General features: G+C 35.8%; 19 protein-coding genes and 6 pseudogenes. 6 read left to right on the top strand and 19 right to left on the bottom strand.

The features are described from left to right. Positions 1-47 precede the first annotated feature (47 nt). Positions 48-416: a thioesterase family protein gene (locus tag A3GU_RS0103565; RefSeq protein ID WP_018366175.1), complete on the top strand. Its 369-nt coding sequence runs from the start codon at positions 48-50 to the stop codon at positions 414-416. A gap of 124 nt (positions 417-540) precedes the next feature. Here the strand turns inward: A3GU_RS0103565 and A3GU_RS0103570 are convergent, their stop codons facing one another. Then, positions 541-1,764, bottom strand: coding sequence for an MFS transporter (locus tag A3GU_RS0103570; RefSeq protein ID WP_018366176.1), 1,224 nt, complete (start codon positions 1,762-1,764; stop codon positions 541-543). A gap of 334 nt (positions 1,765-2,098) precedes the next feature. On the opposite strand from A3GU_RS0103570, the gene A3GU_RS0103575 reads away from it, so the two are divergent. Further along, complete coding sequence (locus tag A3GU_RS0103575; protein ID WP_018366177.1) at positions 2,099-3,583, top strand: DUF1846 domain-containing protein; 1,485 nt, start codon at positions 2,099-2,101, stop codon at positions 3,581-3,583. A gap of 72 nt (positions 3,584-3,655) precedes the next feature. Here the strand turns inward: A3GU_RS0103575 and A3GU_RS0103580 are convergent, their stop codons facing one another. The 5 genes and pseudogenes from A3GU_RS0103580 to A3GU_RS09520 all read right to left on the bottom strand — a co-directional run. Then, the gene (locus A3GU_RS0103580) at positions 3,656-4,426 is read right to left on the bottom strand and encodes an ABC transporter permease (protein WP_018366178.1); all 771 of its coding nucleotides are present in this window, start codon (positions 4,424-4,426) and stop codon (positions 3,656-3,658) included. Next, positions 4,423-5,079 (bottom strand): ABC transporter ATP-binding protein, encoded by a 657-nt coding sequence (locus tag A3GU_RS0103585; RefSeq protein ID WP_018366179.1) that lies wholly within the window; start codon positions 5,077-5,079, stop codon positions 4,423-4,425. Before A3GU_RS0103585 ends, A3GU_RS0103580 begins: the two co-directional genes overlap by 4 nt. A gap of 150 nt (positions 5,080-5,229) precedes the next feature. Further along, positions 5,230-5,622: a PaaI family thioesterase gene (locus tag A3GU_RS0103590; protein WP_018366180.1), complete on the bottom strand. Its 393-nt coding sequence runs from the start codon at positions 5,620-5,622 to the stop codon at positions 5,230-5,232. A 150-nt stretch (positions 5,623-5,772) separates the two neighbouring features. Next, entirely contained in the window at positions 5,773-6,108 is a 336-nt protein-coding gene (locus A3GU_RS09515) for a GNAT family N-acetyltransferase (RefSeq protein WP_018366181.1), read from the bottom strand. A 117-nt stretch (positions 6,109-6,225) separates the two neighbouring features. Then, positions 6,226-6,600, bottom strand: a pseudogene (locus tag A3GU_RS09520) (ABC-2 family transporter protein); the annotation flags it as partial. Between A3GU_RS09520 and A3GU_RS10665 the strand changes: the two are divergent. Further along, positions 6,590-6,682 (top strand): annotated as a pseudogene (locus tag A3GU_RS10665) (IS200/IS605 family transposase); the annotation flags it as partial. The pseudogenes A3GU_RS09520 and A3GU_RS10665 overlap by 11 nt on opposite strands. A 450-nt stretch (positions 6,683-7,132) precedes the next feature. Here A3GU_RS10665 and A3GU_RS0103605 read toward each other — a convergent pair. The 3 genes from A3GU_RS0103605 to A3GU_RS10185 form a co-directional block, all read right to left on the bottom strand. Next, positions 7,133-7,522: a hypothetical protein gene (locus A3GU_RS0103605; protein WP_026216436.1), complete on the bottom strand. Its 390-nt coding sequence runs from the start codon at positions 7,520-7,522 to the stop codon at positions 7,133-7,135. Positions 7,523-7,526: 4 nt separating this feature from the next. Beyond that, positions 7,527-8,381, bottom strand: coding sequence for an ABC transporter ATP-binding protein (locus tag A3GU_RS0103610; protein WP_018366183.1), 855 nt, complete (start codon positions 8,379-8,381; stop codon positions 7,527-7,529). 166 nt (positions 8,382-8,547) lie between these two features. Continuing rightward, on the bottom strand, positions 8,548-8,964 hold the full coding sequence (locus A3GU_RS10185) for an MDR/zinc-dependent alcohol dehydrogenase-like family protein (protein ID WP_018366185.1): 417 nt from the start codon (positions 8,962-8,964) through the stop codon (positions 8,548-8,550). A gap of 19 nt (positions 8,965-8,983) precedes the next feature. On the opposite strand from A3GU_RS10185, the gene A3GU_RS0103630 reads away from it, so the two are divergent. Beyond that, a protein-coding gene (locus A3GU_RS0103630) for an IS3 family transposase (protein WP_156812685.1) occupies positions 8,984-10,128 on the top strand; the annotation gives its coding sequence in 2 pieces (ribosomal slippage) (positions 8,984-9,215 and positions 9,215-10,128; 1,146 coding nt in all). 37 nt (positions 10,129-10,165) lie between these two features. Here A3GU_RS0103630 and A3GU_RS09525 read toward each other — a convergent pair. Continuing rightward, a pseudogene (locus A3GU_RS09525) lies at positions 10,166-12,648 on the bottom strand (GbpC/Spa domain-containing protein); the annotation flags it as partial. Positions 12,649-12,820: 172 nt separating this feature from the next. Here A3GU_RS09525 and A3GU_RS0103640 point away from each other — a divergent pair. Beyond that, positions 12,821-13,411, top strand: a complete 591-nt coding sequence (locus tag A3GU_RS0103640; RefSeq protein ID WP_018366188.1) for a type IV toxin-antitoxin system AbiEi family antitoxin domain-containing protein — start codon at positions 12,821-12,823, stop codon at positions 13,409-13,411. After that, positions 13,408-14,253 carry a nucleotidyl transferase AbiEii/AbiGii toxin family protein gene (locus tag A3GU_RS0103645; protein WP_018366189.1) on the top strand — a complete coding sequence of 282 codons (846 nt, stop codon included), beginning with the start codon at positions 13,408-13,410 and terminating at the stop codon, positions 14,251-14,253. Before A3GU_RS0103640 ends, A3GU_RS0103645 begins: the two co-directional genes overlap by 4 nt. A 61-nt stretch (positions 14,254-14,314) precedes the next feature. Here the strand turns inward: A3GU_RS0103645 and A3GU_RS10670 are convergent. The 9 genes and pseudogenes from A3GU_RS10670 to A3GU_RS10195 form a co-directional block, all read right to left on the bottom strand. Continuing rightward, positions 14,315-14,416: pseudogene (locus A3GU_RS10670) on the bottom strand (CHAP domain-containing protein); the annotation flags it as partial. Between the two features lie 56 nt (positions 14,417-14,472). After that, entirely contained in the window at positions 14,473-15,867 is a 1,395-nt protein-coding gene (locus A3GU_RS0103650) for a HEPN domain-containing protein (protein ID WP_018366190.1), read from the bottom strand. Between the two features lie 6 nt (positions 15,868-15,873). Further along, on the bottom strand, positions 15,874-16,716 hold the full coding sequence (locus A3GU_RS0103655) for a nucleotidyl transferase AbiEii/AbiGii toxin family protein (protein ID WP_018366191.1): 843 nt from the start codon (positions 16,714-16,716) through the stop codon (positions 15,874-15,876). Continuing rightward, a complete protein-coding gene (locus A3GU_RS0103660; RefSeq protein ID WP_018366192.1) occupies positions 16,713-17,306 on the bottom strand; it encodes a type IV toxin-antitoxin system AbiEi family antitoxin domain-containing protein in 594 nt (197 codons plus the stop codon). Before A3GU_RS0103660 ends, A3GU_RS0103655 begins: the two co-directional genes overlap by 4 nt. A gap of 122 nt (positions 17,307-17,428) precedes the next feature. Beyond that, positions 17,429-18,538: pseudogene (locus A3GU_RS09530) on the bottom strand (phage tail tip lysozyme); the annotation flags it as partial. Positions 18,539-18,567: 29 nt separating this feature from the next. Next, a complete protein-coding gene (locus tag A3GU_RS0103675; protein WP_018366195.1) occupies positions 18,568-18,996 on the bottom strand; it encodes a hypothetical protein in 429 nt (142 codons plus the stop codon). Then, entirely contained in the window at positions 18,980-20,335 is a 1,356-nt protein-coding gene (dcm, locus tag A3GU_RS0103680) for a DNA (cytosine-5-)-methyltransferase (protein ID WP_018366196.1), read from the bottom strand. The genes A3GU_RS0103675 and dcm overlap by 17 nt, the downstream gene beginning before the upstream one ends. Before the next feature lie 156 nt (positions 20,336-20,491). Further along, positions 20,492-21,284, bottom strand: a pseudogene (locus tag A3GU_RS09535) (replication initiator protein A). A 26-nt stretch (positions 21,285-21,310) separates the two neighbouring features. After that, entirely contained in the window at positions 21,311-21,484 is a 174-nt protein-coding gene (locus tag A3GU_RS10195; RefSeq protein WP_018366199.1) for a hypothetical protein, read from the bottom strand. Between the last annotated feature and the right edge of the window lie 72 nt (positions 21,485-21,556).

Genomic DNA, 21,556 nt, shown 5'->3' on the forward strand with positions numbered 1-21,556 from the left:
ACTGATAGCGCTTAATATATTATAATAAAGCTAAAAGGAGAAAATATATGGCTATCTATTCTAAAGTTTTTGAAACTACCTCAGAACATTCTGCAAAACATATGGGGTCAGGCAATCTCAATGTGCTATCAAGTCCTTCTTTAGTGGCTTTTATGGAAAATGCTGCCTATTTATTTGCTCAACAATCCATTGAAGAGCCTGATTTAACAACTGTTGGTTCAGAATTTGCTCTTCAACATCTAAAGGCTTCTCACATAGGCCAAGCTGTTACAGTGGTAATTACTGCTTTGAAAGAAGAGGGACGTAAATATGATTTCCGCCTTGAGGCTTTTGTTGGTGAGGAGCTTATTGCTAAGGCTTGTCATACCAGAGTCCGAGTTGAAATTAAAGCCTTTATAGATAAAATTAACAACTGAAAAGATTTGCTCATTTAACTATATAAAAAACTTCTAAAGACCTGATACAGGATTAGAAGTTTTTTAGAGCAAAAATTAAGAGGGAAATCTATGGGATTATACTTTTATTTTTAGTTTATTTTAGCTAATTAACCAGTTCTTTATAGACATCCGCTTTTAAATTCTTAATTGTCCACATAGCAACAAAGCTAATGAGGTAAAGTACAGACAAGAAAATCATTACCATAGGAACACCTGATATATCTAAAATCTTACCAATAATAACAGATGAGAAGCCACCCACAGCACGCCCTACATTTAAAATAAGATTATTAGCAGTAGAACGAATACGATGGGGATAAAGTCGCGTAATCATCGCACCATAGCCAGCAAACATTCCATTAACAAAGAAACCTACAATCGCTCCTCCTATAACCATACTTGACATAGAATTTGCAAACTGGAAAAGATAGACACAGGCTGCTGAAGCCAGTAAAAAAACAGAATAAACTAGTCTAGGGCCAAACCTATCCAAAATCTGTCCAAAGCTTAACATTCCTAGACACATGCCTAAAATAGTTGCTACCATCCATAATGATGAATCTTTGACTGAAATAGTTAAACTTGTTTGAATAATTGTTGGTAGCCAATTCATCATTCCAAAATAACCAGCAATTTGTACTGTTGTCATTACCATTAATGCCAAGGTTTGGGCTGTTAAAGCTGGTGTTTTAAAGAGTTGATTAATCTTAACAGGCTGACTGGTCTCTTCATCAGGATAACTTCCTCTATCCCAGATTTTGTCATCGTCAATCTTTATTACCATCCAAAGAACTAATAAAATAGGTAATAAACCAAATAAGAAGAGGCCTCTCCAGCCTAAAGCTGGTGCTAGCCAACCGGCTAAGAGAGCCGAGCTAATGGAACCAACTTGCCCTGCAATACCATTGAGAGAAGAGATCCGTCCCATCTTATTAGCTGGTATAATTCCTGCCATAATAGCAATAGCTACACCATATTCTCCCCCTACTCCCACGCCAGCTAGGAAGCGCATGAAGTAAAGGTAATAAATATTTTGGGTAAAATAAATGAGTCCCGTTGCAACTGAAAAAAGTAAGATTGTCCATTTGAAAACCTTAAATTTATGATGACGATCAGCTAAAAGACCAAAGAAAAGTCCTCCTACCAGCATCCCTAAATTAGTAATACTTGCTATCCAACCTCCCTGGGCCCCTGTTATTCCCAGCTCACTAATAATTGAAGACATGGAAAAAGCTAGAAACATCACATTTAAATCGTCAGTTCCTGAAGCCACAATTGCCGCCACCAAGGCACGCTTATTATTCTTGTCTAAAGTCATCTTTGACATAAATCTCTCCTTTAATAGTAGCTCACTGACTACCTTAATTAAATTAATACCCTTTACAAGTCAAAAAACTCAGAACCTATGCCCTGAGTTTTCTAAAATCTACAACAAATGAGAGTACAGCAAAAATCTGTCTCTTTTTCTTGAAGCTTTTATGTCTCACGGGACATAGTTAAAGCAGTATTTAATTTATATCAGTATAAAACAGGACTCTAAAATTGTCAAGCCAGCTTTTAAGAGTACTGTTTTTAAGTACTTCTATGCTTTGTAGGACATTCTTAAAAAAATTCACTTCTTTTCTTATCTTTGATATAATGGTGGATAAAGGGGAAAATACATGAAAAAAATTGCTTTTGATTCCGAAAGATACCTAAAATTACAACGTGATCATATTCTAGAAAGAATTGGTCAGTTTGATGGGAAACTCTATATGGAGTTTGGTGGCAAGATGCTTGAAGATTATCATGCTGCTCGCGTTTTACCAGGCTATGAACCAGATAATAAAATCAAACTGCTCCAAGAATTAAAAGAACAGGTTGAAATTGTTATCGCTATTAATGCTAATAATATTGAGCATTCTAAATCACGTGGAGATTTGGAAATTTCTTACGATCAGGAAGTTTTTCGCTTAATTGATACCTTTAATGCACTAGGAATTTATGTTGGTTCCGTCGTTATTACCCAATATAATAATCAAGCTGCTGCAGATGCCTTTCGTAAACAGTTGGATAAAAATGGGATTACATCTTATTTACATTATCCTATTAAGGGTTACCCAACAGATATCAATCATATTATCTCTGCTCAAGGAATGGGGAAAAATGACTATATCAAGACCAGCCGAAATCTGGTTGTAGTTACTGCACCTGGACCTGGTTCTGGAAAGTTGGCTACCTGCATGTCCCAAATGTACCATGATCAAATTAATGGTATTTCATCAGGTTATGCTAAGTTTGAAACCTTCCCTGTTTGGAATTTACCTTTACATCATCCTGTTAATCTAGCCTATGAGGCTGCTACTGCTGATTTAGATGATGTCAATATGATTGACCCTTTCCATCTGGAAAAATACGGCAAAACAGCTGTTAACTACAATAGAGATATTGAAGTCTTTCCTGTCTTAAACCGTACTTTTGAGCGGATCTTAACCAAGTCTCCTTATGCTTCACCAACTGATATGGGTGTGAATATGGTCGGCTTTTCGATTATTGATGAAGAGGCTGCTATTGAGGCTTCCAAGCAAGAAATCATTCGTCGTTACTATCAAACCTTAGTTGATTTTAAGGCAGAACGCCTTTCTGAAACAGCTGTTAAAAAAATAGAACTTTTAATGAATGATATTGGAGTTTGTCCCGAAGATCGTCAGGTGACAATGATTGCTCGTGCTAAAGCCGAAGCAACTGGCTTTCCAGCCCTTGCACTTGAGTTACCAAATGGTGACATTGTAACTGGTAAAACCTCTGATCTCTTTGGACCAAGTGCTGCTGTCATTATCAATGCCATTAAAAAGTTAGCCAATATTGATAAGGCTACCAAGCTTATTGAACCAGAATATGTCAAACCTATTCAAGGCCTTAAAGTTAATCATCTGGGTAGCCAAAATCCTCGTTTACACTCTAATGAAATTCTTATAGCGCTAGCTATTACTGCCATGAATAATAGTCAAGCTGACCTAGCCATGAAAGAATTAGGTAAGCTCAAAGGTAGTGAAGCCCATTCAACAGTAACCCTAACCAACGAAGATAAAAATGTCCTGCGCAAATTAGGAGTCAATCTTACTTTTGACCCTGTCTACCAGCATAATAAGCTTTACCACAAGTAAAAAAATCTATATTAATAAAACACCTATTTCAAACTCATCAGCCAGATTAAAGAAGGTGTTTTTTAGGTGCCATTATTTTTTTATCACCAGTTGCTTTTTAGGATTAAAGAATCTTTTATAGGCAAGATAGCTAGCAAGAAAAGAAGAAATAGAGGTCGTTGCTAACAGCATGAAGGTGACCATCATTTGATATTTAACAGCTTGAACAGGATTTACCCCTGCTAGAATTAATCCCGTCATCATACCAGGTAGGGAGACAATGCCTAAGGTTTTAGCCGAATCAATAGTAGGTACCATACCTATTTTAATAACATTTCTAATAATATCACTAGAAGCTGGTAAGATATCCGCCCCTAAAGCTAGCTTCGTTTCAACTTCTTCTTGTTTATTCTGAAAATCAGCCAGCATTTGCTTAAAGCAAAGTCCAATAGCTATCATCGAATTGCTAATAATCATACCTCCTACAGGTATCATTTGATTGGGAATAAATTTTAAAATCCCAGAAAAAATAAGAACTGACAAGGTAACTGAAAGCCCTGATAAGATAGCTATAAATGAAATTTTAAAGCCATCTGCCATTCCTTGAGCTCTTTTGGAAGCATTATAGGCAGCATTAAGAATCATAAAAAGTAATAAGAAGCCTGTAAACAATGGGTTATGGTAACCAAAAATAGCATCCAAAACAAAGCCTATTAGTAATAATTGAATAACTGCCCGAATAGCACTGATTAAAATTTCCTTTTCCAAACCTAATTTTTGCCAATAGGAAAAAAATAAGGTTATTAACACCAAGGATGATGCCAAAAGTAAAGATAAGGTAGAAATATGATTTGCACCTGTCATTTAATAAGCTCCAGTCTATCTAATTTTCCATCAATGATGGTCATTATTTTGTTAGCATATTTACGGCTTTGCTCTAAGTCATGAGTGACCCATAAGATAGTTACGCCATTCTCATGCAGGTTAGTAATAACTGTTTCGACAATTTCTTTATTGACCGCATCTAAGGCAGATGTAACCTCATCAAGCAGTAATAACTTAGGAGGAAAAAGGAGCTGTCTTATAAGGGCTATTCTTTGCTTTTCACCACCTGAGAGTTTTTTGACATCTTCTTTTAAATAAGCTATATCCATTTTAAAAAGTGCAAAAAGTTCCTTAACCCTCTTTTGGTCTACTTCTTTATTTCTAATGGTAAAGGGAAAATCAATATTATCCTCAACACTTTCTCCAAATAAATATGGCGTTTGAAAACAATAGGACACTTCCTTGCGAAAGGCTATTAGATCTAAGTCTTCTAAAGAATTGTCGTAGAATAAAATATCTCCTTTACTTGGACTGATCAAGGAGCTAGCAAGTTTTAGTAAGGAACTCTTGCCACTTCCTGAAGGACCAACTATTGACATAAAATCCCCTTCTTCAACAGTAAAGCTTATTTGGTCCAGAATTCTTTTTTGTGCTACCTCAAAACTGACATTATCAAAGCTTAATAGGGACATTGGCAAAATTCCTTTCATAATCTCTTTGCTTATTTATAATCATTCTTATTTAATAGTTTATCATGACTTATCACGCTTGTCAGCTCTTATGAAAGAAAGTTTAAATTAAAAAATACCATCCATCTCGTAAATCAAGATGGATAGCACTTTTTAATTATTATCTTTTCTTTTACCAACTATAAACATGGTAAAGCTTGCTTTTGTGACTAATTGTCCTTTTTGATTTCTTATAGTAACTTCATTTACCTTAGATGTCCTACCATCATGAATACAGGTTCCTTCTATAGTAAGCACATCTCCTTTTACTGCTGCTTTGAGATAATTAATATTAGATTGCTGAGTAACTGCATCATAACCTGTAGAGACACAGACAGCACCTGCAATTTGGTCACTTAAAGCAAACAAATAACCACCATGAGCTGTTGCATGGTAATTTAAAGAGGATTCTACTACCTGTGTGCTAACAATAACTTTCCCATATTCAAACAGCTGGGTTTCATAGTTTTCAAAAATTCTAATTTCTTTTGTTACAAATTCCTTCATCTTGTTACTATAACTACTTTCATTTTATTTAGGGTCTAGTACTTTTACTAAAATCTGATTTAAACGTCCAAAAACGTCATTTTTTTCATCTATTTTTTGATATCCTAATTTTTCATAAAGTCCTATATGACGTGTGACAATATAAAGTTTCTAAATATTTTGAGTCCCTGCAAAGTCTTCTGCCAGACTAACAATCCTTAAACTTAATCCCTGTCCTCTGTAATCTGGATTAACATACACAGAGCTCACAAAGGGTGAATAATCAACCTCTTTAACAATATCCTCATGTTCTATGGAACAAAAACCAACTAATTTCCCCTCATCATGAAGGTAAACTACGGCTTCATCTTGGGACCAGGAATCATTTTCCATTCGTTTGGCTAAGGCTGGGCCTGCTGGCCATTCTACCTGAGCAATTTTCTGAGCTGCCTGAGACCACAATGTGTTATCTGTTTTTAGTAAGAGTGATTCTATATGATTTTTCATAATGCTCCTCCTTCTTATAATAATGCTACCACAAAATAAGTAACATATCATAAATAAAGCTTGAAAGATAAGGCTAGAGCTTTTTAGACTGAAAGAAAAGTCTGTCTCTTACCTTATTTATGACCCAGCACTTTCATAGGCCTCTAAGCCTTTATGCCAAAGTAGTAAGGAAAGGCCAAAAAAGACTAAGGAAATCAGAATAAGGCCTCCAATATTAAATAAAGGATTTTTACCTTGTAAAAAGTAGCTTGCAGGATAGTAAGCCGTAAAAGCAAAAGGAATAATAAAACTAATCAACCAACGAAGAAAGCTATTATAAATAGATATAGGATATTTAGCAAAATCATTGAACATATAAAAAATGTAAGTAAGAGCTCCTGATTGCTTGCTCCAAAAGGCAACACTGGCAGTCACAATCTTAAGAAAGGTATAAATTAAGCTTGTAAAAGGAATACTGATTATAAAAAGAAGTATCTTTGGCAGAGAACAGGAGAAAGATGACATAGCACTTGATAAGTTAAGCGTGAGAGAGTATGAAGATCGGTTTTCTGATGGCGGGTTTCGAACAAGATAAAGTCCGTTTTCATGGGTGGTTTATGACTTTAGAGGAAATACTCAATTGATTACGCATAATTAATTTGAACAATACAAGTCCTACTTTGTTAAATGATCAATCATAAATTAAAATGTAAGATTTAAAGTTTTCTTCATCGATAGTGTATATAAAATACAAATACTCAAAATAGAAATTATATATTGACTAACCTCCATGATATTTGAACCTGCATAAATTGGTAAAAAATACATTGGAATTTTTTCAAATAAATTATTTAACAATTCATTTTGCGTAGAGTATAAAATATTTGAAATTATATTCGGAATAAACAATAGTAATAAAGTTAGAAATGAAAAAACAACATTAGATTTTATAAAAAAAGAAAATAATAGGTAGCTAAATAAATAATAGAAAACTATCGTAATAGTTAAATTACAAAAGAATCCAATTATGAAATTAATGGTCAAATCACCCGTAACGCCGAGATAATTTGCTAGCAGTACTGTAGCTACTCCAATTGATGAGTAAAATAAAGAGAGAGAGAAAGAAAGCAAGTAATACATTGGCATTTAAATAAGCGATTCTATTTTCTTTAGTATTACAAACTAATGTAATAGTATCCATTGAAAAATCTCTATTTATAAAATAAAGTGGGCTTAAAACACCAATATATAGTCCAAAAATGCAGAAAAAATTTGAAATATGTTTGATGTAGAAGGAATGACTTCCATAATTTATAATATAATACATTAAAATTACAGGTGGAATTAAGGCAACAATTACTCCAATTATTATAATACCAGAGGTTACTAATTCTTTGAGACAACTCTTAATATATAATCGTTTGTTGAATTTCATAGTATCAATCTCCCTTGATAATTTTGTCTATATAGATATCTCGTAAAGTTTTTTGTTCATAGGAATAATCTAACAAACTAATATTTAATTTATTAATTAAGTCCATTAATTCACTATATGAGTAGCTTGTCTCAATTTTAACAAAATCATCTTGACTTTCAGTTATTATCCCTATGTTTTGATTTTTTAGAAATAAATCAACATCATTTTTATCTCTAAATATCAATTTATGTATAATCCTATTTTTATACTCCCTACTATTTAATTTTTCTAATTTTCCATTATTCAAGAAAACAATTCTATCACATATCAGTTCTATATCTTCTAATTTGTGACTAGAAATAAAAACCCCTATATTCTTCTCCTTTACAATGTTTTTTAACTCTTGTAAAAAGACAATACTAGAATCAATATCCATACCATTTGTAGGTTCATCTAATATAACATAATCTGGATTGTTTAATAATGCTATTAGAACTCCTAACTTCTGTTTCATTCCCAAAGAATATTTTTTTACTTTCTGTTTAAGGAAATCTATTATTTCTATAGATTGATAAAAATCAAAATAATCTTCAATTAAGAACTTATTCCCAAAAATATACGAAAAATATTTTAAATTCCACAATCCAGTTCTATTGGTGACTAATTTTGGCGATTCAATGAAGTACCCCAAGCGACCTACTTCATCTATTTTTCCTTCGAAATTAGTATCTAACTTTGAAATAATCTTCATCAGCGTACTCTTTCCAGCACCGTTCTTTCCAACTAAACCAACAATCTCTCCTTTATTTATCTCAAAAGAAATATCATTCAATACAGCATGATTCTTAAATTTTTTAACAATATTATATAATTTCATAGAATCTTCCCTTTACTTTTTTTCAAAATGATAAATTAGAATACTGCATATTCCGACAACTAAACAAGCAATTAATCTTGCAATCCAGACATTCATACCAAAACTTTCCAATATTGTCAAAACAACATTCCCCACAATGATACAAATTATTATGCCAAAAAATCTATTAAACATATGTAACACCCTCCTTACTATAATCAATTACACATTTCCCTAATTTATTTTTATCAAAAAAACTTCTTGTCAAGAACTCTTCCAATTGACCTAAATTATATTCTGAATCAATAGTCGGCGACATGTTAGAACTATAGATTTCAATTACTTTATTTAAGTCCTCTTGGCTTCCTAAACAATTTCCAATTAGAGAAATATTTTTTACAATAACTAATTTTAACGAATTGAATATTTCTTCTGTATTCAACGTTTTATCGTTTTCTTTTGATAAAACAGGATGTTGATTCAGAAAGCCACAAAAAACATACTTTCCTCCATTATCTAAAAAGCTTACAGCTCTACTGAAATTTGGATGTATACTATAAAAGTAGACAAAACTTTGTGTGTTATAATCTGTTTTAAAAGACACAAAAACGAAAGGACAACCTATGTCAACATTTAAACGCTACGATGAAGAATTTAAACAATCCCTTGTCAACCTTTATCAAACTGGAAAAACTCAGTCTGAACTCTGTAAAGACTATGGGGTATCCGCTTCTGCGCTTGCAAAATGGGTCAAACAGTATTCTCAAGTCAGACTCGAAGATAATTCTGTACTTACTGCCAAGCAAATACAAGAGTTACAAAAACGTAATGCACAGCTTGAAGAGGAGAACCTTATCTTAAAAAAAGCAAGTGCCATATTCATGCAAAACTTAAAGTAAGACTCCTCGCTGTCTATCGGTTACGCTTTGAACACGCCACAACAACCTTGTGTCGTGTTTTACGTGTCAATCGCTCCACTTACTATAAATTTCTAAAACATAAGCCCTCAAAAAGAGAATTGGATAATCAAATTTATAGAAAACAAATACTTGAGATTTATACCAAAGCAAACAAAAGACTTGGTGTGAAGGCTATCAAGGTCATTCTTCAAAGAGACTATGACACTAAAATCTCTGAAGGAAGAATTTACCGTCTTATGAAGAATATGGCGCTCCCTAAAATGGCAACAGTTAAGCCAAAACGAGCTCTTAAAGAAGCTCAAAGAAACTCCCCTCAAAATTTACTCAAGCAAAAATTTAATCCTGACAAACCAAATCAAGTCTGGACAACAGACTTCACCTATATTTCTATCGGATATAAGAAATATGTCTATCTCTGCGCAATACTTGATCTCTATTCTAGAAAATGTATTGCTTGGAAACTGAGTCATCGTATGGATGCAAAGTTAGCATGTGACACTCTAGAATTAGCTCTTAATAAAAGAAAGGTTGAAGGAACACTTCTCTTTCATTCCGACCAAGGTTCACAATTTAAGGCCAGCGAATTTAGAAAAATTATTGATGACAACAATATCATGCATTCTTTTTCTAATCCTAGATATCCTTATGATAATGCCGTAACTGAAGCATTTTTCAAGTATTTAAAGCATAGACAAATCAACCGAAAACATTATCAAAATATCAAACAGGTTCAATTAGATTGCTTTGAATACATTGAGAATTTTTATAACAATTACAACCCACATACGGCTAATCTAGGACTAACTCCTAATCAGAAAGAAGAAAATTATTTTAACGCAATAAAATAACACGGTTTTCTGTCTACTTATTTGACATTAGTCCATGATAAACCTTGGTTAAATCTTTGTTCACTTCCTGCAACAAGTTTTCCTTTGCGGTTAAGGCCACAAAGTTTTTAGATACATCAAAAGTCACTTCGTAGTCTCCGTTTTCAGCCTGTGTTTTTTCCAAATCAAAGAGATAGCCAGCAGGCAAGTAGTCCTCAAACATGAGACTAGTCGTCTTAGCACGATTAGGAGAGAGAGCATCGACCGTTAAGGGATAGATAACCGTTGAATCTTTTGCGACTGTTTTCTCATGTACATTGGCTTGGTCCGTATTCACCACTTCTTTCATAATTTCTGGAGTTGTGGTCAAACGATAAGCATGGTAATGGACAGTCAGTACTTGAGGGGGCGTTGGTAGTTCTTTTGGAATAGGTTTGACAGGTAGCGTTACCTTGGTCAACGTCAGATTAGGCTGCACCACTTCTTCCAAAGGCTTGGGCGTGAAACTCACAGGCTTTTCTGGTGTAAAGTTTTTTGGAACATAGACATCTGGAGTTACCGTAATAGGTTCTGGAACAGGTTCAAGCTCTACCGTTACACGAGGTTTGGGACTATAAGGTGTTACTGTCCGTGCAACTCAACTGGTAGGGTATTTAAAGCAAACCAGTAAGACAAGCCAACATTTTGTGGCATATCGCCTTGGCCAAAGGTGACTGTATAGGTATTGCCTGATGTGACCGTTGAGACAATGGCACCCTTATAGGCATAAAGGCTAGATGTCGTATCCCATTCTTCAGGTAAATTTAAATCGCTTGCACGGTTGGAACCCAAAGAACGAGCCAGACCTTCATCGGTCACTTGGATAGTTGAACCATTAATGGATACAAATTTCCCAGAAGTATCTTTGACATATTCCAGACCAATATCATTATGATTGAGGGAAGAATGCGTGAAAACACCTGGCTTTTCATTGGAGAAGGTGACTTGCGACCCATCTTCCAAGAAATACTTGGCAGTCACACGAAACTCCATCTTGTCTGTTCGCCAGCCCCCATTTCCATCATTTCGATAGGCAATAAAGCCTTCGGTAGGATCGTTTGGCATAACCAATTTTACGGAATTGGTTCCAGCTGGTGACACAAGGTTGGTAATATCGTAACTCACACGACTAATCTTTTTCCCATCAAATTGTGCATTTTGAAGATGTTGATAGTTAAAACTGAGGGTCTCACCTGTCCTAAAATTGTCATAAACAAAGAATCCTGTTGAATCCAAAATTCTTGAGTAGCCCCCCAGCATGGCATCGCCAGTTGAAATGATCTGATCAGGATTTCGGGTAATGGTCCCATGTTGTGCTTGTGGTTCACCATTATTGAGATTGAGTGCTTGAGCAAGGGCTTCTGAGATGTAGCCTTCTTCACCTTTTGAAATTTCAGCCAAGTCACGTTGGTAGCGTTCCGATTCTTTCGCATTGTAGGTATCAATCGCTTCATTTTCTTTTCTTGCGACTTCTTCTTTTTCTTGATTGCGTTTGGTTATAGCTTCAATCTCAGCTGCACGATCTGAAACTAATTTCTGTTTCTCTTGGTTAGCTTTATCCACCGCAGCTTGGCCTGCACGGTTTTCAGCATCAACTGCCGTTTGACCAGCCTGATTCCGCCCTTCAATGGCTTCATTATCCGCCTTTGCCTTAGCAAGTCCAGCTTCATTTTCTTTTTGAATGGCCTGATTTTTCGCAATAATTTCATCAGCCTTTGTTTTCTTCGTTAGATAATCCTCTAAAGCTTGTTCGTTAGTTGATTGAATGGTTTCAACAGCTTTGCCATAGTTTGTATAGTCAAGTACAGATGTCCCATTTCCTGATGAAACCACTTGTTCATTGACGGTCACTTCAGCATCTGAATACTGGGATTTTAGGTCATTGACTTTGGTATCAACCCAAGCATTTGTCTCTTTACCAGGTTGGTTAGCCTCTTCGTAGGTCTGTGACAGCTCCTTATTTTCCTGTTCAATGCGGGCTTTATTCGATTCGTAAGTCGCTTTATCAGCTTTGTAGGTTTCAGTAACTTCATTGATAGCGTCCACTTGTTTTTGCGCATCTACTTCTGCTTTTGAAATTTGTTGGCTGGTCTCTGTTGCAGAGCTTGTATTTCCCAAATCCATTGGACTATCTTCAACCGTAGAAACACCTTCAGCCTTTGCCTCTTCAACTGCTTGTGTTACGGTATCATGCGGTACGGTGACAGCAATAGCACCATTAGATTGACCAGTTGACGTTATACTTTCAGTTTGTTCAGATACAGGGTTTGGTTGTGCTTCTGGTAAATTCGTGGCTGGATTTTCCGTTCGTTGAATGGTGGTGTCAACTGATGTTGTAACTTCATCAGCATATGCAACATTCCCTCCCCAAGCAACAACAGCCGTCACCATTGTTCCAAGTGCAACCGAACATAACGTTCGATATCTTTTACTCTTGCGAAAGACGTGTTTCTCGCCTTTTTCCTGATTGACAAGAAAGTGATGATTACATGTTTTGGTCATAAAGTGTCCTTCTTTTCTTTTATTCTCTAGCAACAATTTGTCACTCTTTCCTCATCATAAAAAAGAAGGCTTGATTTTGTTATCACAATAAGTTCAGGGAAAAGAAAATGTTGCTTTTACACTACAAATATTGTAAAATTGTAGTGTGAAAGAAACATAGAAAGGAGTAAGCATGTCAAATAAAGAGATTCTACTTGAATTAATAGAAAACCAAAATGGCATTATCACCTATAAAGATTGTAAAGCACTAAATATTCCAACAATATATTTGACAAGACTAGAAAAAGAAGGAATTCTATACCGCGTCGAGAAGGGAATTTTTCTAACCCAAAATGGAGACTACGATGAACACTACTTCTTTCAGTACCGATATCCCAAAGCTGTCTTCTCTTATATCTCAGCACTTTACCTACAACAGTTTACAGATGAAATTCCACAATACTTTGATGTAACCGTTCCAAGAGGCTACCGTTTTAATACGCCTCCAGCTAATCTGAACATATATTCCGTATCAAAAGAATACAGCGAACTAGGAATTACTATTGTAAAAACTCCTATGGGAAACGAAGTAAGAGTATATGATTTTGAACGTATTATCTGTGATTTTGTGATTCATCGAGAAAAAATAGATACTGAGCTTTTTGTCAAAACACTTCAACATTATGGAAATTATCCTAAAAAAAATCTTGCAAAACTCTATGAATATGCTTCAAAAATGAACACCTTGGACAAAGTCAAACAAACTCTGGAGGTCCTTGTATGAACAAAGCTAAATTAACAGCACTCTGTCATAAAATATCAAAGAATACTGGCTTAACCTTTAATTCAATTATGACCTATTACTTTCTTGAAGTGATATTGAAAAAATTAAGTCAAAGTACTTATTCAGATCACTATATTTTCAAGGGAGGATTCCTTCTTTCAAATGTTATTGGAGTTGAATCTCGTAGTACTGTTGATATTGATTTTTTGTTCCACCAAATAACACTCTCAGAAGAAACTGTGATGCAACAACTTGAGGAAATTTTAGTAAACTCAGAAGAAGGAATTTCTTTTAAGATTCAATCGATTACAGCTATTAAAGAAAGTGATGAATACGGTGGCTATCGTGCAACTATTTTATGTCAACTCGAAAATATTAAACAAATTATCCATTTGGATATTGCAACAGGTGATGTTGTAACTCCTCAGCCGATTACATACAATTATAAAGCTATTTTTGATAATGAGAATTTTCCAATAATTGCTTATACCATTGAAACAATCCTAGCTGAAAAACTCCAGACCATCTATTCACGCAACTTCTTGAATAGCCGAAGCAGAGATTTTTATGATATTTATATTCTTTCAAAATTGAAGAAAAAAGATATTGATTTCATTCAGTTAAAAAATGCTTGTCAAAGAACCTTTTCCTATCGCGAAACTGACCTCGATTTTGATAAAATGATTGAACTACTTGAGAGATTCAAAGCTGACCCTATTCAGAATCAACAATGGCAAAATTATTCAAAAAAATATAGCTATACAAAGGGTATTCCACTTGCAGACGTTCTTGATGAGATGATTCGTCTCATAACAATTCTCATTTCTAGAAATCCTGATTAATCGTGACCCAAAAAATAAAAAGATATGCTAACAAATCTAATTATTGTTAGCATATCCTTTTTTATTTCGTCGTATACGCAAAACTCAAGCTACTATCCACTCCAGATAATTTTCGAAAGGTGTAGTTAGGATTGCCATTATAGTTGGTTTCGGAGTTTGTGAACCCAAGTCTACAAAATTAGTAGTTCTAGACTTTCGGAATATACTTTTTTAACAACTCTATACGATTAAATTATGGCAAAATACTTCATTTATGATTTTTTTAGTTTCTACTTCATCTATTCCAAAACATTGGAGTTGCATAGCTAGGACAATTTGTTCAAGGAACACCACATCTAGCAAAGACTCATTTATAAATTCCTTATCTAAATTCCCATGAGCGAAATTATTTCTTTGTTTGCCTATTCGCTCTGCAATTTCAGAGTGATTATAAGAAATATTGTTTAATTTATATATGGATTGTCCAAATAAATCCAATAAAGATGCGCCATATTCTTCAAAAATTTGACTAATTTTTTGAGAAAGAGATAGATAAGAAACAACTGATTTTTTCAAATCTTTATATATCTGTTTCAGTTTACCTGTTGAGTTTTCAATCAAACGCTCTAATTCCTTACTAGCTTCTTCCTCTAATTTTTTTCTTTGTTCACTTTTCCACTTATCTCCTGAAAATAGTCTACTAAACTCCCATTCAAAAGCAGCAGTCCTTAATACAAAACTAGCAGCATCAATTATCCGACTATCCCTAAAACTCTTACCTAGATGTCTGAGATATAGATTATTTTCAGCTATGTCATCTAATATCTTTCCCTCATAACCAGCAATATATTTTTGTTGAATATATCTTCCATCTTTCAATGGCTTCATCTCAATCTCAATACTTTCTTCAATCACATTGAATTCCCCAACCTTTCCTTGATTATTTGACAATCGAATATCAGTAAAACTAACATTTCTTCGATTACAAAGAAATTGGATAAACTCCTTTGCGATACGATATAACTCTCGTACAAAAGAATAATCTTGAGTTTCTTCAAAATGAAAAACCATTGACGATGCTAACGCTAGTGGTGGCTTTTCGATAGATAAACTTGTTGTTCTAGTGACGCCGAAATAAACTTGAACTTCTTTTCCAAAAACGTTAAACTTCTGTTCTTCTGTCGTTGTTGAATCAAAATCATAGGTACTAATATTGATTTTTCCATCGTGTTCTTCAGGTTTATACGAAATTTCAAAGGTACGATTAATTGGATGAATATAGTTTAGCTCTAGCCCACTAAATGATATTCGACTAATCCTAGGTCTGTCAGAATAACTAAAAAAATAGGCCAAAATCGGCACTGTAATGATACCGTTATTTTCCTGAAGTTGCGTGTGTTTATTTGTTAGAAATGTAATAACTTGATTTGTTTCATTTGCCCGTCCATAAAGAAAGTCTTCTTCTACAAATTTAGGCTTCCCTGGCCAAGAAAAGATTCCTATTCCTAATTTAGTATAGAACCAAGAATACCTAATCTCATCTTTTTCCCCTTCTTTGGGAATCAAGGATAATCTTTCTTCATCGAACGTAAAGAAAAATTCATACCCCATCATCTGTAAAGTTCCTGTCAGCATACAATACTAAACCTCCAAATGATTTAAAATAATTGCTACTATGTCCACAGATTCCTCAAAACTCGTTTCACTGGCATATCTGAATGATTTTTGATAACGAGACCAAAGCTGTTTCTGATAGTCAGAGCTACGTAGTGTCTCTAATTGCTCTTCCCAATTTATCAAAATATCTAAACTTTCTCTTTTTTTAGCAGTATTGTGCAAAGCTGCATTCAATATGGGTACATCAATCTCATCTTTTCGAAGGTGGTACAATGTATAGAGATCATAGCGGTCACGAGGTCTAGTTGAAGCAGCTCCTCGACTTATAATGGTTTCTAATTTTTCAGCAAGAACTGTTTCTAAATTATAAGTCCAAACTTCTAGCTTATCCTCTGAGAAAACGGATTGTAATTGGTATGTAATTTCTCGTGGCGTAATATGGTCACCTGTCGTTATATCAATAAAGACAATTTCACGTAAGATGTCAAATGTCGCATTTAGTTTAAGGGAAAAACCACCATATTCGTCATCTTGTCGAATTGGCTCTAACTTATCAATTTCAAATTGGAAACCTTCAGAAGGTCGATTGATTATTTCTTTGAAGATTGATTGAATATTTTCTTCGTTAAGAGGTTGACCTTTCAGGGTAACATCTAAATCCATTGTTGTCCGTTTATCTAAGCCAATCATCTGTCCGATAAGAAATCCACCTTTCACAATGAAAGAATCTTTATACTTGCTCTCTGAGATGAGTTTTAAGACTTGTTCAATCAGAAAATTTTGCTGAACTTGTTGAGCAGGTATCCCTTTTTCTCTTGCAATATTCTTGACTTTGGCTTTGAAACTATTAGCATTTGAAAATTTCACGACAAGACCTCCACATATGATTGTAGTTTTTCAGTTACTTTAAATAGTTGTGCATAGTGATACAACTTAGTGTAATCTACAGCTCCTTTTTTGAAGTAAGCTTGAAAAGCTGGAGCAATAACTTGAATATCGACATGGTAAGCTGTTCTCAAACACTCCACTAATGTTCGTTCCATATCATATACTGAGATAAACTGTCCAGCTTGTCGCTCCAGTTTAATCATACCGATTTCATGATACTTTCTAGCAACAATCGGCCTGACACTAGCTTCTTTCATTGGCCTCGTATTTGTCCCAAAAGGAAAAGTCATCACAGGCTCAAATGGAATGGTAAGGGACAGACCATGTAACCAAAGTGCTGTTTCTAAGGAATAAATTCCTTTTGGAAAACGGTACTGTAAACTAAAATAGTCATCGATATAGGTATCTGGCAGATGATAGATACCTCTTTCAATTGATTCCACTTTCCCTTTAGAGACTAATTGATTCAGTTGTTGATAAGAAAAGTTAAGCTCTTCCATATCACGAAAAGTTATTACTCCATGATTATTTTTAATATAATTATAAACGGGTTTCTCTAACAAATCCATATCACCACCTCCAAAACAATATGCTAACACTTTAAAACAATATTAGCACATTGTTTTAAAATAATCAACGATAAACGAAATAATATGCTAACAAATCAAGTTATTGTTAGCATATCATTTTCTTATTTCGTCGTATATGCAAAACTCAAGCTACTATCCACTCCAGATATTCTACGGAAGGTGTAGTTGGGATTGCCATTATAGTTGGTTTCGGAGATAAGGAATGAGCAATCTGGGTAGACTTTTTCCACGAAAGCCACATGCCCGTATTCTGCTGGTATGCCATGTCCTCCTCCCGCAAAGGAAATAATAGCTCCTGCTTGTGGAGTTGTGCCTGTTTCACCACCAAGGCTTGCCGCTGTACGCACCCAGTCTTGGCCATTTCCCATAGTACTGATAATAGAAATCTTCTCCCCATTTTTACCTTTGAGTTTCAGACCCAGTTGGTTGATACGGGCTGCAACTCCTCAAGTACATTGACCGTAAGCATAACCCATACCGTCACCACCTCCTGGAATAGAGTTCTCAAAGAGGTCTCCTCGAACAGCTTCAAGTGCTTGTAGATCACTTTGTGCCGTTCCACCATTTGGCTGACTGAAGCCCTTTTCAATTTGATAGAACCACTCAGCCGCTCTTGTTTGTCGCTCTAATAGCTTATCTCCTGAGTTACCTTCCCAGTAAATCAGAAAGAGTTGGGCAAGACTGGCTGGACTTCCTGAATTGTTAAAGAACTCTTTCAACCAACTTGTGTAGTAAGGACTATCCCCATACAACATGAAGTCCAGTTGTAACCCCAAATCATACCACTTCTGATGTTTTCTTTTGGCATATTCTAGCAATAAGGTATGTCTGCGTGACCCATCTGCGGTATCTGTCCATTGTCCTAGACCCAAACCACGTTTAAGAATATTTGGGTAACGTCCATTGTATATAGTTGGACCATTGAGTGAGAGCCAGCCCTCATCATCCCACGAACTGTCTGTAGCACCAATAGGGGGAGATAGATAGTCGCCCTCCGCACGCTTGGGATTAATAGAGGATTCTACCGACCAATTTCCTAAAATGGCTGCGATAGCTTGATTGGTCGCACCTTTGCTTTTGAGATAGTCATAAATAACCTTTGCTCTCTCGAACTCATCACCGCCAAACTGACCGATAGTTGGAAGAATGGTGGTCTGAACCTGAATCACATTCGGAAAGTAGAAAGCTGGATTGACATAGACCAACTTATCCTAGATATACCTCAAGCATAGGATCCTCCTTATAGGGTTAGGCTATTTTCAACTGTTGGTTCAGGTGTTGAGAAATAGCGACTCATGTCAATAGGCATCCGTCCTTCACCGTAGCACTTAACAGTTATCAATGTTGTCAGTATGCCATCTTTGCCTTCTGCAGTATAGTGTTGACCAAAGGCACGAAAGGCCAGATGATTGGCTTCAGTCAACAGGGTATCCACACCATTTTTAATATCCCTAGTTTCCATAAAATCCGAAATCCGATGAAGATTGGATTCGTAGAATAGTGGGTAGTTCATCTTTTTATGGTAATCATCTTCAAAAGTCACCTCAAAGTCACAATCAAAATTGGGGAGCGACAGCAACTTTTCCAGTAGCTGATTGGTTTCAGCTTGGTGAATACGTTCTTCTAATTCCGTACAATCTAGGATACTTTTCTTATGTAGTAGGTTCATGTTTATCTTCCTCTTCCATTCTTCTAAATTCTCTCGCAATGGCTTCAATAACTGTGACAGTTACACTATTACCTGCTTGCTTATATAATTGACTTTTACTAGAGACTGCTTCTGCTTTTTCATAAGCCCAATCAGGAAAGCCTTGAAGCCTGAAACACTCTCTTGGTGTCAGTCGTCTTATTCTCAGGCGATAAAGTTTCCCCTCTAAGACAATGCCAGTGACTTCATACCACTTATCCTGTCGATATTCCAGCGCAGCGACCACCACTCCCATATTGTCTGAAGTCGTTAGTGTATTTGATATTCCCTTTCCCACTCGCCCTCTCCGTTTGGTTGAGTCTGGATAAGCAAGATTAACGGAATCTCCTAGCGTCGCCTTTGCGAATCCCGCTTTTGTGGCTTCCTTGATTTTCAGATACGGCAATTCTTCTCTCAATAAAATCTTTGGCACCTTATCTCCACCCTGCATGGTTGTCAATGTTGGTGACAAGCCAGAAATGTCAAATACTCTTCCAGTCTGATCAAAGCTAGTCGGAAGGTTTCCAGCGACAACAACCCCGTGTCTATCTTGACTGGTCAAAGTAAACATAGGGTCTTGATTTTCTTTAAATCGTCGTCCATGTTGGCGTTTTTCTAATCTATCTGGTGTTAAGACTGGAATGGCGATTTTTGCCCCCTCTCCTTTACCTCTCGTTAGTGTAGGAGCAAGTCCACTTGTCAGATAGACTTCACCATTCAAACCACGCTTAGAGAGATTAACATTCCCTAGCCTTTCAAGATGAGCTGGGCTGTTTTCTCCTCTGAGAGGAAATAGGAATCTGGGACGGTATCTTCTAGAATGTCCGATAATAAAAATTCTTTCACGGTTTTGCGGCACTTGGAAATCTTTACTGTTAAGCACCTGCCATTCGACATCATACCCCAACTCATCCAATGTGGTGAGGATTGTTCGAAATGTCTCTCCCTTGTCGTGACTGAGTAAGCTCTTGACGTTTTCCAAGAATAAAAAACGTGGTTGGATCTGTTTGGCCGCTCGAGCAATCTCGAAGAACAGAGTACCTCGAGTATCCTCAAATCCCAGTCGTCTGCCTGCGAGTGAAAATGCTTGGCAAGGGAATCCCCCACAGATGATGTCCACCTGCCCTCTAAGTTGTCTAAAGTCTTGGTCTGTGACTTGTCTAATGTCATGGTATTCTATTTCTCCTTCTGTGTTAAACATGGCTTTGTAAGATGTTCTAGCGAATTTATCAATTTCACAAAAGCCCAAGCACTCATGCCCCTGATTAGTTAAACGCAATCGAAAGCCTCCAATTCCTGCAAACAAATCTAAAAACTTCATGTCTCTCATTCCTTTCTGGCAAAAATAAAAGGACATTACTTCTTCCGTAACACCCTTGCTTAATAATGATCATCCATTTCTGGTGCACGAATGATTTCAACAATCAAAATGATAAGCGAAACCAAATAGATTCCACCTAGTATCCACCAAATCATTTTAATCACCTCCCTTTTCTTCTTGTCGTCTGAGTTGCTTGGTCCATTCTGACAGTACTCCATTAAACACGTATTCAGCTATCACTTCCGCTGATCGAGCAAATCGCATATGTTCCAAAGCGTACTGATAACGGTCACTAAAAAATCATGGCATAGTCACTAGCTGCCTGTGATAAGCCAACCTGTCCCAACTGGTCATGAACCAGTCCCCAAATGTAATCTCTGTCATATCTTGTGACTTGCTCCACCTTACGATGAAAATGTTCATTGTCGCTTTTCTTACTTGTTAGATTTTCTATCTCCTCTTCATCCTCAATAAGGAAATCACTCCCTTCAGTTTCACTATAATTAGTCTCACTTCCTTCAGTCTCACTAGGGGCTGAATTTAAGACTGGCCCCGGCTGATTTTGAGACCCCCCTAGTATTTTTTTAACACTAGCCCCGGCTGTTTTTAAGACTGGGGTAGGTTCATGTTCTAATTCTCCTAAATAAATCTTGTTGGCCATTCGACCTTTTTCACTGGAGGACTGTTGGACTTCATCCATTAAGCCATATTCACGTAAGGTTTTCTTGATAGAGAGTAATTTTGACTTTGAACAGCCTAAAAGTGCCATCAGATTTGAATTAGAATATATCAAATAAATAGCCCCATCCTCATCAATCCAGCCTTTGCTCAAAGACAACTCTAACCGATCTTTTAAGACAGCGTAAGCCACCTTGACCTCTAATTTCATATCCTTATAGCGTTCACTCTCAAACAATAGTTTAGGTAGCTTATAATAACGCTCTGATATCTGATACTAATTTGCGGTAATACGTTTCATGATTGTCCCTCCAACACCAATAAACCAACATTTTCTAACTCATCAAATTGAATTAGCCCTGACTCTTCCATTTCATCAACTAGTTGTGTGGCCTTCTCATTATCAATTCCCATAATAGTTGTGAGATGACATATCACGATTTGACGTGATGATTGTTCATTCTTTTGCATGAATGCCTCCTGAAAATAAAAAAAGCGAGAACACTTATTAACATGTTCTCGCTTAACTAAAATATTTTACGA

The organism is Streptococcus didelphis DSM 15616 (assembly GCF_000380005.1).
Lineage (GTDB): Bacteria > Bacillota > Bacilli > Lactobacillales > Streptococcaceae > Streptococcus > Streptococcus didelphis.